Source organism: Streptomyces sp. RLA131, assembly GCF_056270125.1.
Genome location: NZ_JBWDOQ010000002.1, coordinates 6,833,975 through 6,847,609, shown reverse-complemented (window position 1 = coordinate 6,847,609; position 13,635 = coordinate 6,833,975). Strand labels below are relative to the sequence as shown.

Here is a 13,635-nt window from a genome sequence, read left to right as displayed (position 1 = left end):
TCAGGCACCCTATTACAAGCGGTCAAGTCTGTCATTATCCAGTCACTTTACTGGCGGAGCAACTTCGTGAATGCTACGGTCGGCTTCCCCAGTCCATTTTGATGTCAACAGGTGACGGCAGCGTGAAGATGAGCAGGGACGACATATCAGCCATGGTCCGGGAGTACGTCGAAAAGATCACCGGGGCGCCCGCCGGCTTCACCGAGACCGATTCACTCGCCCGGCACGGACTGGACTCCCTCGGCAGCGTGGAGCTGACCTTGTCCCTGGAGGACGGCTTCGGCATCACCTTCGAGGACGCCGAACTCTCCTTCGAGAACTTCGAGACGATCGCCGGAATCGTGGACCTGGTGCACTCCAAGGTGAGCGATCATGGCTGATATGAACGATATGGCCGATACGGCAGATATGGCAGATGTGGCAGACAAGGCCGCCATGTCGAAAGGTCGCTTCTTCCAGAACCTCGACACCCTGTCGGCCACCTCGACGTTCGTGGTCGACCGTCCCCGCGGTACCCGCCACCCGCGAGTGCCGCAGGCCGTCTACCCGGTGGACTACGGCTACCTCGACGGCACCGCCTCCGGCGACGGCGAGGGGGTGGACGTCTTCCACGGAAGCGCCGAAGGGCTGGGCGTGGTCGGGGTGTTCGTCACCGCGGACCCCGAGAAGCGGGACGTCGAGGTGAAGGTACTGACGGACTGCACCACCGACGAGATCGAGCAGATCCGGCACCTGCTCAACGACGTGCTGGAGATCGGCGGCCTGCTGGTGCCGCGCCGGGAACAGGGTCGTCCCGGCGCGTAGGCCCGCTCACCGCCCGCTAGAGTGCCGACCTGTTCCAGTCGACCGGGCCGAGGTTGCGCTCCGCCCTCCAGCGGGCGATTTCGCCGGTGATGCGGATCGACGGGGCGCGCCCCCCGGCCTTGCGTATCACCGGCATCTCGAACGGCAGCACTCGGCGGAGTTCGGCGTCGAGTTCCCGTACGACGGCCGCCGCCTCGTGCGCGGTGGGCCCGTCGGCGTCGCTGGGCGAGGGCAGGGCACGCAGGGCGACGGCGTCCGGACCGGGATCGACAGCCATCCGCAGGTGCAGTTCCACGGGGCTCGGGACGCCGCTGAGGCCCGCTCCCACCGCGCGGCAGAAGGCCATGGCCAGCAGCGCCATGGCGCAGGCGCCGACGCACAGGCCCCAGGCTTCCGTTTCGAGAGCGGCTTCCATGTCGGCGAGGGCGGGTTGCACCGAACGGGCGTACCGCCAGGACATGTTGGCACCGTGGGTGATCACCCACTGGACGTCGGTCCCGTCATCGGCGGGGTGGGTCATACGGCCGGGCATCGCAGGGCCACCTCAAGGGCATCGGGATCGACGGAGAGTTCCAGCTCGCCGCGCCGGACGGCTTCCAGCAGCCGGGCGGCGGGGTACCGCCCCAGGGCGTCGAGGAGCGGCCCGCGGCAGTCCACCCACTCCTCCAGCAGCTGGTCGTGGCGGTTGACCAGTACGTCCCTGCCGGCCAGCCGGGCACGGCGGGCGTCCTCGGCGGGGCGCACCAGGACCAGCCGCCGGGCATCCGGCGGTGTCATGCCGAGCTCCCGGCGCGCCTGGGCGAGGTGCCCGTCGCGATCGTGAGCCGCGCAGATGTCCAGCCCGAGCCTGGCGGCCCGGTCGGCCAGCCACTTCTCCCCGGTGGTGACGTCCCCGGCGGCCCGGCACCGCACTTCCGTCAGGGCGCGCCCGGCGCGCTTCCAGAGATAGCCGCGGGCGTCCTGGCCGAACGGACCGCCCTCGGCGGCGTCCGCGAGGTGGGCGACCGCCTGGGCGAGGACCAGTTGGTCGAACGCCTCCCGCAGGAGCAGCGGGAGCAGCAGCTCCACCTGCTCGTCGGTGAAGACCGGCGCGGTGTCCGGGAAGAGTGGCGTGGCGTGCACCCACCGGGCGGTCCAGCGGCGCTGACGGCCGTCCACCGCGGCCCCCAGGGCCACGCCGCCGAAGGGCAGCCGGGCAGTGGGCCTGGCTGCCGCGTCCTCCAGTACCCGCGCCGGCCAGGCCGCGGGGTACTCCTCGACGTCGACGGTGATACCCGCGGCGAAGTGCAGCGTCGGGCCGACCGGTCGTTCGAGGCCGGCCACCAGCAGGTGCAGGTCGACGTCGCTGTGGGCGTTGCCCAGGCCCGAGGCGAGCGATCCCACGAGGTACGCTTCGCCGTCCCGCAGCGCGCCGCCGGTGCCGTCGAGGACCTGCCGGACGGTCAGTCCGACCACGGCCAGCGCCTGTTCGGCCGGGACGCGGCGGCGCGAGGCGGTCGCGGTCATGACGGGCGGCCCGTCGTGACCGCGACCGCCGCGCCGCGTACAGCGGTACGTGCGAGCCGGAGCCCGGGACAGGCGTGAATGTCAGGCATGGGACTTCCTTCCTCCCTCGGCGGTCTGAACCTAGTCACGTCGACATAGCTTGTCAAATATGCATGACAAGCAGTCAACCTCCTTGACATAAAACTTCCGTAAGCGCGACCGAGGAGTAATGGCATGGATAGCGCAGCGGATGTCGAACTCCGGAACGCGCGAATTCCCGGCCGGGGCGGAACCGGTGGACATCCGCTTCAGGGACGGGCTCCTCGCCCTCGGCGAATGTGCCGCCACCGGCCCGGCCGCCCGGCGCGTCATCGACCTGCGCGGCCGGCTGGTGATTCCGCCCCTGGTGGACGCGCACATGCACCTGGACACCGCGCTGACCCTCGACCCGCGCCGCCCGAACCGATCCGGCACCCTGCTGGAGGGCATCGGGATCTGGGCCGAACGCAAGCGGACGATGACCACCCGGGAGATCCTGGGCAACGCCCGCGAGGTGCTGCGGTGGATGGTCGCCCAGGGCACTCTTCACGTCCGCTGCCACGTCGACGTGGGCACGCCGGATCTCACCGCTCTCCGGGCCCTGCTCGAACTGCGCCAGGAGGTCGGCGACGTCTGCACGTTGCAACTGGTCGCGTTCCCCCAGGACGGACTGTTCGACAACGGCGGGCGCCTCGACCCCGAGCGGCTGGGAGGGGTACGCAGAGCCATGGAGCTCGGCTGCGACCTGGTCGGCGGCATTCCGCACCACGAGCGCACCGCCGACCTCGGCCGGGCACAGATCCATGAACTCTTCCGGCTGGCGGACGAGTTCGACGCCGATGTGGACATGCACTGCGACGAGACCGACGACCCCGCCTCCCGGTTCTCCCGGGACATCGCCCTGGCCGCCGTCGCCCACGGACGCCAGGGCCGGGTGACCGTCAGCCACTGCACCGCCATGGCCGGCTACGACCCGTCGACACTGGCCTCCACCGCCCGGCTGCTGGCCGACGCGGACGTCGGGGTGGTCGCCAACCCGTTCGTGAACGTGGTGCTCCAGGGGAGGTCCGACACGACGGCGGTCCGGCGCGGCATGGCCCCGCTCGGGCCCCTGCTGCACGCGGGCGTACGGGTCGGTCTGGGCCAGGACTCGGTGGTGGACCCGTGGTTCCCGCTGGGCACCGGGGACATGCTCGCGGTGGCCCAACTGGCCGCCCTGCTCGGCCACCTGACCGGGCACGACCAGCTGGCACGCGTCCTGGACCCGGCCACGACCTCCGGCGCCGGACTGCTCGGGCTGGGCGCGCGCTACGGCCTGCGGGAGGGGAGGCCGGCCGACCTCGTCGTCCTGGACGCCGACGACCCGGTCTCGGCACTGCGCCTGCTCCCGGCGCGTCTGCATGTCTTCCGCGGCGGCCGTGAAGTCGCCCGGACCGACCCGGCGCACTCTCAGCTGACCGGTGGCTTCGCGCCGGGAGAGGTGTCGTTCGGCCGGGAGCCGGCCGCGGCGCGGACCGCGCGCAGGGCGTAGGCGTCCCGGCCACCCGGCCACCGCCCCTCCAGTGCCCACGCGGCGTCGAAGACCCGCACCTGGTGTTCCAGGCTCCGCCGGTAGAGCAGCAGCAACGACTCCCGCCGGGCCGGGCTCGCACCGGCCGCGGCCTCCTCCACCACCGCGGCGTGCCGGGCACACATCTCGCCGCGGGTACGGCGGGTGTACATGTCCGTCCAGCGCCTGAAGGCCGTGGGCCCGGGGACCCGCACCCCCCGGAAGCGCTCGCCGATGACCTCGGTGAACAGCGAGCACGGGTAGAGGGCGGCGGCGATCTCCGGCAGGCCCCCCTCGTACGCGGCCCGGACCAGGTGGTGACGTAGGCCTCCCGGGCCGGGGACGCGTTCCAGCGGTCCTGGGCGGGCGCTTCGTGGTAGCCGAGCTCTCTGAGCAGGGAGCTCTTCTCGGACAGCTCCGAGACCGTCGACAGGTCGTCGAGCACATGGGCGGCGGCCGCCGCCCAGGGGTGTCCCACCGGCGCCTTGGCGATGCCCAGGGCGAGCACCCGGTTGAAGTCCGCGACGTGCGCGCCGTCGTCGAGCTGGAAGTACGCGAACTGCTCGGCGCGGAGCTCTCCCGAGGCGAGCGCCTCGATCCACGGATGGCCCCGGTAGGCCTCCCACACCTCGGAGCTGGCCTCACGGCACTCGGCGAGATACGTCATGGTGAACTCCTCGACGGGTTTGCCGGTTGGGGGTGCGACGGCTCCCAGCGGCCGAAGGCGAAGCGGGCCGGGTCGAAATCGACAGCCGGGACGCCGCCGAGGACCAGGTCGGCGAGGACCGCCGCCGACCCGGGGCCGGTGGTGAAACCGTCGCCGCCGTGGCCGAAGCAGCCGAACAGGCCGGGCGCGATCTCCCCCACCACCGGCAGCCGGTCGGGCAGGCACGGGCGCACGCCGGACCGGGCGGCGACGACACGGAGACCGGACACCCCGGGCAGTGCCCGCTGGGCGTGCCGCACGATCCGGAGCCGCAGGTGAGCGGGGTCGGGCTCGCCCTCGGGGTACCAGGATCCGCCGACCACCAGGTGGCCGGCGGGTTGCTGGTGGGCCAGGAAGCCGACGGTGCCCGGGGGGCCGATCACTGTCTCGGCCAGTACGTGGCGCAGCTCGAAGGGCGCCGGTTCGGTCACCAGGACCGTACCGCGCAGCCCGGTCAGCGGTACCCTCAGCCCCAGGTCCCGCAGCAGGCCCCGGGTGCCCAGGCCCGTCGCGAGCACCAGGGCAAACGTGGCGTGGCGGTCGCCGCACGGTCCGGTCACCGACCAGCCGTGACCGCCTCGCGGCTCGACCTTTTGCGGTCCGCGGCCGGTGCGCATCACCACGCCGCGGCGGCGGTGAGCGCCGTCACCACCGACCGCGGGCCGAGCCGCCGCCCCTCGGTGTACCGCAGTCCGGCCCGCACCCGCGGGGCGAGCGCCGGCTCGAAGCCGTGCAGGTCGTCGCCGGCGAGGTGTTCGCCGGCGGCCGCCGTGCGGCGGACCGCCGGGCCGGGCCGGCCGGGGAGCCCCACCACGAGCGTCCCGCGCGGCGGGCGGTCGTACTCCACCGGGTGGTCGTCGGCCAGCCGCTCGTACAGCTCCAGGCTGTGCCGCCACAGCCCGCCCAGCGGCGGGGCCGGCGGCACCATCTCGCCCTGGGCCGCGTGCGAGGCGCCGCCGCCGGGCGGTCCGGCGTCCAGCAGCAGGACCTCGGCGCCCCGGCAGGCGAGCTGCCAGGCCGTCGACAGCCCGACCACGCCGGCCCCGATGACGGTCACGTCGGTCCCGGACCGGGCGGTCACCGGGCGCCCGTGCCGAACAGCTCCTCGGCGCGCCGGGCCGCAGCGAGCATGTCGACCGGGTGTGTGCCGCCGCCGATGCCGGCGGAACCGTGCAGCACGGCCGCCGCGACCATGTGGTGGGCGAGGCGGGCGGCCCGCGCCAGCGGCACCTGCCGGGCGAGGAGCACGGCGAGCAGCGCGGAGTGCGCGCATCCGGCGCCGTGTTCGCAGCCGGTGGTGTGCCGTTGCCCGGGGATGGGGTGGTGGCGCCGCCCGTCGAACAGCCAGTCCCCTCCGCCGCGCGCCGGGCCCCCGACGTCGGTGATGAGGACGGCGCGTGCTCCGCGGCCGGCCAGCGCCTCGGCGAGGACCGCCGGGTCGCTCTGTCCGGGCAGTTCGGCCAGTTGCCGCGCCTCGCCGAGGTTGGGGGTCACCACCGAGGCCAGGGGCAGCAGGCGATCGCGGGCGGCGGCGACCGCCTCCCGGCCGCCGGAGAGCTGGGACCCGGCCGCCGTGGTGAGCACCGGATCGATCACTACCGGGACACCGATGTCCTGCAGCCGGTCGGCGACGAGGTGGACCACTGCAGCGCTCCAGCTCGTGCCGACCTTGACGGCGTCGACGCCGATGTCCGCGAGCACGGCGTCCAGTTGGGCGGCGACGATCTCGGGCGCCACGGGGGCGGCGGCCGTGACGCCCTCGGTGTTCTGGGCGGTGACGCCGACCAGCACCGTGGTGCCGTACGCGCCGAGCGAGGCGAACGCCTTCAGGTCTCCCTGGATACCCGCCCCGCCTCCCGAGTCGGACGAGCCGACCGTGAGGCAGCGGGTGCGGGCGGCGGTCATGGCCGGCCGGCCGGCGCCGGAACGGTGTCCGGGAGGAGTTCCGCGACGACCGCCGCGAGTTCGTCCGGAAACGTCCGGCCGCCGTGGTGGACCAGCAGGCGTACCGGGGCGACGGAGGGAAGTCCGGTGACCAGGGCCGCGTAGGAACGGCCGGGTTCCGTCAGCAGCACGGTGGGCCGGCCGAGGGCGCTGGCCCAGCCGATCTCGACATGGGTGCCGGGCGACACGGGCTCGCCCGGGAACGCGACGAACAGATCGCAGCGGCGCATCCACTCCAGGTCACGCGTGGTGCACTCGACGTCGCTCACCATGCGCTCACCCCAGCCTTCGTGGCGGTGGGCGTTGAGGACCTGCCATCCCGCGGTGCCGAACAGGGCGATGAGGGACTCGTAGCGGTTCCGCAGGTGGGCGGACAGGACGTTGGTGTCCGGGTCGACCCATGCCTTGAAGGGGCCGCCGGTGAAGACGGCCGCGGGGTCCGGGGGGCTCGGTCAGACGGCTGCATCGGTCGTGATCACCTCGGTACGGTCGGTTGCCAGGTTCGGGAAGCGGGTGAACAGCAGTTGCCGGTACAGCGGGGGGAGTCGCCCGGCCAGGCCGTCGGCCTCCCCGGTGCCGTACCGTTCCCGGCGGTGCAACTCGAACAGGACCAGGACGTGCTCCCAGTACTCGGGCAGGTCCAGCCCGTCCAGGGTGGTGGCGTCCAGCCGCAGGTCGTCCGCGCGCAGCGCTTCCTCGATCGTCATGACCCGCCACAGGCTGGACCAGTTGTCGCCGTCGGGCATCGGTGGCATGACGTCCGGCGGCAGCCCCTGCGCCGGACCGGCGCCGACCAGCCGGCGGGCCCGTTCCAGGTCGGGCCGGTCCAGGTGCAGCGACCCGGCGACATGGGTGTACGGGCCCAGTGCGACCCCGAGTTGACGGGCCATCATCTCCTGCAGGAAGGTGAAGGAGAAGACGTCGCTGACCATGCCCCGGTAGGCGTCGTTGGCCCGCATGTAGCCGATGGTGTGCAGCCGTTCCTCACGGATGAGGAACTGCAGGGCCAGTGTGCAGGCCACGTCCCGGTTGTCCGGGGCGTCGAGTTCGTCCGGCCGGAAGACCTGGATCACGGCCCGTTTGCTGTCGGGGTCGGCGCGCAGCAGGTCGACCACCGCACTCCACTGGTCCAGGGCCGAGGATCCGTGCCGGAAGATCCGCGGTCCGTAGGCGGTACCGGTCAGTCGGTGGCCGTCAGCGGAGTACCGGGCGACGCCGGGCGCGTAGTGCGCGAGGTAGGACACGTCGTCCCGGCCGGCCAGGTACCACAGCGCCTCGGCGAAGTTGAAGACGAGGTTGCTGCGGCGGGCGGGGTGGATGACCAGCCGCCGCCGGGGGTTGTCCAGGGCGAAGGTCACCGCCAGCCGTTCCTGGCTGGTGACCCCGCGCGGGGCGTTGCGGAACTGGGGCGCGTGCAGCAGCTCGCCGAGCTGGTGCCGGTACGCGTGCTCGAAGCCGGGGAACTCCTTCACAGCAGGTCCTCCGGGAACGAGGCGAACATGTCGCGGTAGCGGCCCTTGGCCGAGTGGTCGCAGGTGCACTCCTCTCCCGCCTCGTCCTGGCCTCGGGTGGCGAGCCCGGCCTCGATGATCCGCTCGAACTTCTCGCGGCCGTCGGCGATGGCCTGCCGGGAGCGGGCCCGGTACTCGTCGGGGTTCTGCTCCGACTCGTTCTTCATGTCGTGGTACGAGTCGATCGCCACGGCGATGGCCGCGTAGTGGCGCTTGCGCTGCCGGGCGAGGGTGAACTCGGGGTCCATGGTCTGGCCCACCAGGCGTATGCCCAGCCGGTCCATGAGTTCCAGCTCCGCGACTGTCTCGATCCTGGCGAAGGCGAAGTTGCTGAGGTAGACGCCGCTCTCGTGGACGGTGATACCCGCCTCCCGGGCGCCGCGGATCAGCAGGCGGCGCAGGACGGGGCAGAAGGACGGGATCACATGGGCGTTGCTGAACCGCCCGTCGGCGGGCGGCAGGCTGATCCGCGGACCGGCCAGGCTCACCAGGTCGTGCGGGATGACGAGGTCGCCGCCGTGGACGTCCTTGTCCACCCCGCCCACCACGAAGGTACCGATGAGGTGCTCGACCCCGAGTTCGTCGAAGGCGCTCTGGTTGGCCTGGAAGGGGATCTCCCAGCTGGGGACACGCTTGCCGGGGAAGCGGCCGTACAGGAAGTGCGTCTCGGTGTCGTGAAGGGTCCCGCTGAAGATCCGGTCGACCGGACCGAAATCGGTGACCACCCGGTTCTGCCGGAACTTCGCCTCCCGGATGAGCCGTTCGGCGCGTAGCACCACTCCGAGTCTCATACCCCTACTCCTTCACGCAGTACGGTGCCGTCGACAAACGAGATCAGATCGTCCACCCACCCCTGGACGGGGTGGCTGAACCGGTAGAAGCGCAGCGACCTCACCAGCGACGAGACGGTGTCGCCGGTCAGCGCGGGTGGTGCCCCCCGGATGGCCCGAACGAGGTCCAGGCGGCGGCGGTCGGCCTCCGGTTCGAGGTAGCGGTGGAGCACGGCAGCCGCCTGCTCGTCGTCCAGCGCCTCATGTCCGACCGGTTCGCCGGGCCGGCAGACCAGTTCGATGATCACGTCCGCGCCCGCCTCGGACCGGACCGATCCGCCCAGGACCGGGACGTCACCGGGGAAGACGAAGATCTTGTCGGGCCGGTTCGCCGGGTGCGGCCGTACGGCCGCCAGCAGGCCGTGTTCGGTGAGCACCGGCCGGTGCTCGGCGAGGGAGCCGGTCCGTACGCCCACCGAACGCGGCCCGCCGACCATGTGCCAGCCCAGCGGGCCGTCGGTGAGCAGGACGTCGTCGTTGGAGACCAGGCTGCCGCCGCTCCCCCGGACCAGGGAGAGGGACGAGGTGGTCTTGCCGGCCTGCTTCTCGCCGACGAACATCACCCCCCGCCCGGCCAGTTCCACCGCGGCACCGTGCAGCGGCACCGCTCCGGCGTCCACCGCCAGGCTGCGCGCCACGGTGCACAGGTGGCGCACCGCGAAGACGGGCAGCCAGTCCGGCAGCGCGCACCCGATGACAATGTGCCGGCGCACGGTGTCGAACAGCACGCGGTGCGGCGGCTCGTTGTCGTCGTCGGAGACGGTGCCGTGGGCGGGGCCGGGGTCCGAGGCGGTGCCGGGGTCGGGGTCGGAGACCTTCAGCTGGATCCGCCAGACGAGGCCGGTCGGGGCGTCCACCGGTTCGTAGAACGGGGCGGATATCTCACGGAGCCGTGACCGGACGCCGGGATCGGCGTCCACCGCGAACGTGATGCCCGCGATGGGGACGTGGAGGTAGTCCGCCGTCCGGTCCGATAGGGCTGTCATCGCAGTGCCTCCAGTATCCTGCGGCCTTGCCGCTCGAACGGCGCGTCGCCCGTACGGCGGGCGGCCGTGAGCGTCGAGACCGCGCAGGTGAGCCGTGCGTAGTCGAGTTGAACGCGGTCGAACGGTCCGGGGTCGTGCTCCCGGCCGGCGCGGTACGCCGCCGCGAACCGCTCCCGCGCCGCGGCGGCATAGGCCAGCTCCCGGTCCCACAGCCGCTCCAGGTCGTGTTCGCGGGGGCCGCGCAGGGCTCGCTCGAAGTCGAAGACCACGCCCCGGCCCCGTGTGTCCCGGGCGATGTTGCGCAGCGAGAAGTCACCGTGCAGCAGCACCTGCGGGTGTCCGGCGGACTCGTCGCCGGCGGCCCGGACCAGGGCCCTGGCGGCCGGCCCGGTCAACCGGCCGCGCACCTCGGCGAAGAGGTGCGGAGCCTGTGCGGCCAGGCTGTCCAGCAGCAGGCCGTACGCCTCCTCGCCCACGGCTGCCGGGGGAGGTCCGGCCGGCGGCGGGGGCAGCTTCACGTCGTGCAGGGCGGCCAGCAGTGTGCCGGCGAGCACCGGACCGTCGGGCGTGCCGGGGACCGGCGTCAGGTCCGCCCAGCGGAAGACCGCGTACGCGCCCAGCGCCCCGGCGGTCCCCCGGGCCAGCAGTTCGGTGGTCATGGCCGGCGGCACCAGAGCGGCCACCGTGGCGTCCACGGCCGCCCGGTCGGACCGGGCGTAGAGCTTGACGAACACCGGGACGCCGTCGTGCTCGCCCCGGAACCACGCGTTGCTGGACCGCTGCTTGTGGCTCGCGGCCGGCACCTGGCGCAATTCCCGCACGCCGGTCGCGGCGGCCAGCCGGCGGGCGACCCCGTCGGGAAGGTCCCCGACCAGGCCGCCGTCGAGCACGGCTTCGGCCGGTGGCGGAGCGGTCACTGGGGCTTGCCGATCCAGGTGCACAGGTAGTCCATGTGGACCAGCCGCTTGTCGGTCGGCACGACCGGGCGCTGCGGGAACTTCTGCTTGGGCGCTATGTCGCGGGGGCAGTAGGGGTCGCGGGCGAACAGGGACCGCTTGCCGGTCTCGTGGGCCTGGACCAGGTAGGACCGGCCGGCGCAGCCGCCGCGGCAGGACTGGAGCAGGCTGCAACCGTCACAGCCGTCCACCAGTTCCGGGTTGGCGTTGCGGCGCCGGAAGCTGCGGAACTGCGGCGAGCGGACGATGTCGTGGAGGTCGTCCTTGCGGAGGTCGCCCACCTTGTAGTCGTGCAGGTACACGCACGGCGACACCGGGATGCGGCCGTCGGGGGTGATGGAGTGGATACGGAAGGAGGTGCGGCCGCACGGGCACCCCTTGGCCTTCTGATAGTCCGTCATCGCGGCGATCGGCGGTTCGCCCAGGTCGATCGGCGAGCAGTGTTCCATGAGGTAGGCGAAGCCCTCGTAGTACTGCTCGGCCGTCAGCATCGACTCCATGTGCTTCGGTTCCACCGGCTTGATCGGGTTGATCCGGATGTTCGCGTCGTAGCGCTTCGCCAGCTCGACCATCTTCTCCAGGTGGCGGGGGGTGAAGTTCCAGTTCATCCCGCACATGATCATGGTGTGGTCCAGGCCGTACTCCTGCGCGAGTTCCAGGGTGCGGATGGCCTGTTTGTAGAGCTTGGCGCCGCGGTTGGCGTTGTGCTCGTCCTCGAACGGCGAGTCGAAGCTGACATCGAGGTCGTTCAGCCGCCGCCAGGTCGCGGTGTGATCGCGCTCCAGGTGCAGGGCGGTCACGCCGGACGTGGTGAGCCCCACGATGATGCCCGCGTCCACCAGCCCGTCGATGATCCGCGGGAGCAGGGTGTTGCGCGGGTTGGGGCCGTTGGTGAAGAGCGGTTCGTTGCCGCCGAGGTTGACGGTCTCCACGCCGTTGAGGGCCAGTTGCTCGATGATGCGGTCCACGATCTCCGGGGTGAAGTCCATGCCCTTCTCCCGCGCGGACATGGAGTAGCAGTGACTGCAGCGGTAGGGGCAGTCGTTGCCCAGGGTCCAGCCGATGTTCTTGATGTCGATCGGGCACTCGTCGGCGTCCTCGTGCTCGATCGGCCCCACCTGCCGGTCGAAGTGCTCCTTGGCGTTGATCACCGAGAGCGGCAGGGATTTCTCGTTGCGGGTCCAGGGGAAGTCGGTCGTGGTCTGTTCGGGTGCGTCGGTCACGGCGTGCTCCATCGGCCAGGGGTCAGCAGATAAACGGGTTGGGGTCGGCGTCGTAGACCAGGCCGACGTCGCGGTAGGCGGCGTCGACCTGCCGGTCCAGCTCGGCGTGCCAGCCGGCGCTGCTCTCGATCTCGGCCGTCACCAGTTCCTGGGCCCGGCCCTCCAGTCGCGAGGTGGCCACCGGTTCCGCGGCCAGGTCGAGCAGCCCGCGCAGCACGTCGAGGTCCCTGCCGCGCAGTCGCACGGCGAATTCGTGCAGCCGCGCGAGTTCCGGCGGATCGAGGGCCTTGGGCGCCGAAAGGGGATCGATGGCCTTGTCATAAACGGCCGAATGCGCTTTGTGCCAGCGCTTCAGCGAGCTGTACACGGGTCGGACGCGTTCGTCCAGCAGGTCATAACGGGTGTTACCCAGGGCATCCTCCTGGATTTGCAGGGCGCCCCGCCTGTTGAGCCGCCGGGTGAAGTTCGTCCCGGCGGCCGCATACATCTCGGTGAAGATCCCTTTCGAGATCGTCCACTGGTATTCACGCATGCCGGAATGGTTTTCCTCCAGCTCTTCCAGGGAAGTGCGGTCGTCGAAGAGGATGTGTCCGGCCTGTACGTAGATGCCGTGACTGCGGAAGATGTCCAGGGCCCGCCGGTTCTGGGCGGGGTCGGCGCGTTTGGCCATTCTGCGCAGTGCGGTGGCGGAGAAGTTCTCGATGCCGCAGGAGAAGGAGAAGAAGCCGGCCCGCGCCAGCTCGGACATGACCTCCTCCGACACCCGGTCGGCGCGGATCGAGCCGCGCAGCCGGGGCTGTATCCCGCGATCGGCGATGGCGTCGGCCAGTTCGGCACACCAGCGGGCGTCGCGGGGCGGTTCGATCAGCGAGTCGTCGATGACCTTGAAGTGGGTGGCCCCCCGCGACCAGAGGTCCGCCAGCTCGTCGACGATCTGCTCGATGGTGCGTTCGCGCCAGGTCGAACCGCCGCCCACCCGCTCGAAGGCCACGATCGAGCAGAAGGTGCAGGACGCCTGGCAGCCACGGGCGGTCTGGACGTGGACCATGCTGCGCCGGGCGATGGTCAGGTGGAGGGTGTCGCGGGCGGGCGCCGGAAGGCTGCCCATGGGGAGTTTGGGCGCCGGTGCGCCGTTGTGGCACGGGACGCCGTCCGTGGCGCGGTAGCTGAGCCCGGGAATCGAGTCCAGCCGGGGTTCACCGTCGCGCAGGCCGTCGGCCAGCATGCGCAGCGGTACTTCGCCCTCCCCCCGGACGACTGCGTCGAATCCGGCTTCCAGGAATTCATTGGTGTGGAAGGTCGGACCGTATCCGCCGGCGACGGCGAAGGTGCTTTCGCACTCCTGCCGGACAAGACGGACGGTCTCGATGGCCCGTTCCATGTTGGAGCGGTAGCAGGCGAATCCGACCATGAGGGGGTTGTGCAGCAGAATCAGGTCCGCCAGTTGACGGACGTCCAATCCTTCCAGCCAGCCGTCAACGACGACGACTTCGTGTCCTGCTTCTCTGAGAAACGCCGCGAGATAACCGATTCCCAGGTTCTCCTCGGCGGTCCGATGAGTGATCGGTGAGGGTGTGGCCAGAACAACGGGACCAACCACAG

The 13,635-nt window shown here is 71.5% G+C and carries 13 protein-coding genes and 2 pseudogenes; 3 read left to right on the top strand and 12 right to left on the bottom strand.

Annotated elements, in window-relative coordinates:
* Positions 1–128: 128 nt before the first annotated feature.
* Both RWE79_RS31955 and RWE79_RS31950 read left to right on the top strand, forming a co-directional pair.
* Positions 129–380 (top strand): acyl carrier protein, encoded by a 252-nt coding sequence (locus tag RWE79_RS31955; RefSeq protein ID WP_475946221.1) that lies wholly within the window; start codon positions 129–131, stop codon positions 378–380.
* A gap of 28 nt (positions 381–408) precedes the next feature.
* Positions 409–804, top strand: a complete 396-nt coding sequence (locus RWE79_RS31950; protein WP_475943556.1) for an inorganic pyrophosphatase — start codon at positions 409–411, stop codon at positions 802–804.
* A 16-nt stretch (positions 805–820) separates the two neighbouring features.
* Here RWE79_RS31950 and RWE79_RS31945 read toward each other — a convergent pair whose 3' ends face one another.
* Positions 821–1,336: a hypothetical protein gene (locus RWE79_RS31945; protein WP_475943555.1), complete on the bottom strand. Its 516-nt coding sequence runs from the start codon at positions 1,334–1,336 to the stop codon at positions 821–823.
* Entirely contained in the window at positions 1,321–2,310 is a 990-nt protein-coding gene (locus tag RWE79_RS31940) for a hypothetical protein (RefSeq protein ID WP_475943554.1), read from the bottom strand. Before RWE79_RS31940 ends, RWE79_RS31945 begins: the two co-directional genes overlap by 16 nt.
* 208 nt (positions 2,311–2,518) lie before the next feature.
* Between RWE79_RS31940 and RWE79_RS31935 the strand changes: the two genes are divergently transcribed.
* Positions 2,519–3,859, top strand: coding sequence for an amidohydrolase family protein (locus RWE79_RS31935; RefSeq protein WP_475943553.1), 1,341 nt, complete (start codon positions 2,519–2,521; stop codon positions 3,857–3,859).
* Here the strand turns inward: RWE79_RS31935 and RWE79_RS31930 are convergent.
* From RWE79_RS31930 to RWE79_RS31885, 10 genes and pseudogenes are all read right to left on the bottom strand, one after another.
* Positions 3,778–4,544, bottom strand: a pseudogene (locus RWE79_RS31930) (TenA family protein). The gene RWE79_RS31935 and the pseudogene RWE79_RS31930 sit on opposite strands and share 82 nt — an antisense overlap.
* Positions 4,541–5,640, bottom strand: a pseudogene (locus tag RWE79_RS31925) (NAD(P)/FAD-dependent oxidoreductase). Before RWE79_RS31925 ends, RWE79_RS31930 begins: the two co-directional pseudogenes overlap by 4 nt.
* A 20-nt stretch (positions 5,641–5,660) precedes the next feature.
* A complete protein-coding gene (gene thiD / locus RWE79_RS31920) occupies positions 5,661–6,488 on the bottom strand; it encodes a bifunctional hydroxymethylpyrimidine kinase/phosphomethylpyrimidine kinase (RefSeq protein ID WP_475943552.1) in 828 nt (275 codons plus the stop codon).
* The gene (locus tag RWE79_RS31915) at positions 6,485–6,892 is read right to left on the bottom strand and encodes a nucleoside 2-deoxyribosyltransferase (RefSeq protein WP_475946219.1); all 408 of its coding nucleotides are present in this window, start codon (positions 6,890–6,892) and stop codon (positions 6,485–6,487) included. Before RWE79_RS31915 ends, thiD begins: the two co-directional genes overlap by 4 nt.
* 87 nt (positions 6,893–6,979) lie before the next feature.
* On the bottom strand, positions 6,980–7,999 hold the full coding sequence (locus RWE79_RS31910) for a thymidylate synthase (protein WP_475943551.1): 1,020 nt from the start codon (positions 7,997–7,999) through the stop codon (positions 6,980–6,982).
* A complete protein-coding gene (locus RWE79_RS31905) occupies positions 7,996–8,829 on the bottom strand; it encodes a phosphorylase family protein (RefSeq protein ID WP_475943550.1) in 834 nt (277 codons plus the stop codon). Before RWE79_RS31905 ends, RWE79_RS31910 begins: the two co-directional genes overlap by 4 nt.
* Positions 8,826–9,854 (bottom strand): hypothetical protein, encoded by a 1,029-nt coding sequence (locus tag RWE79_RS31900; RefSeq protein WP_475943549.1) that lies wholly within the window; start codon positions 9,852–9,854, stop codon positions 8,826–8,828. Before RWE79_RS31900 ends, RWE79_RS31905 begins: the two co-directional genes overlap by 4 nt.
* Complete coding sequence (locus tag RWE79_RS31895; RefSeq protein WP_475943548.1) at positions 9,851–10,771, bottom strand: phosphotransferase; 921 nt, start codon at positions 10,769–10,771, stop codon at positions 9,851–9,853. Before RWE79_RS31895 ends, RWE79_RS31900 begins: the two co-directional genes overlap by 4 nt.
* Positions 10,768–12,033, bottom strand: a complete 1,266-nt coding sequence (locus RWE79_RS31890) for a radical SAM protein (RefSeq protein WP_475943547.1) — start codon at positions 12,031–12,033, stop codon at positions 10,768–10,770. Before RWE79_RS31890 ends, RWE79_RS31895 begins: the two co-directional genes overlap by 4 nt.
* A 22-nt stretch (positions 12,034–12,055) precedes the next feature.
* Positions 12,056–13,633 carry a B12-binding domain-containing radical SAM protein gene (locus RWE79_RS31885; protein ID WP_475943546.1) on the bottom strand — a complete coding sequence of 526 codons (1,578 nt, stop codon included), beginning with the start codon at positions 13,631–13,633 and terminating at the stop codon, positions 12,056–12,058.
* Positions 13,634–13,635 lie beyond the last annotated feature (2 nt).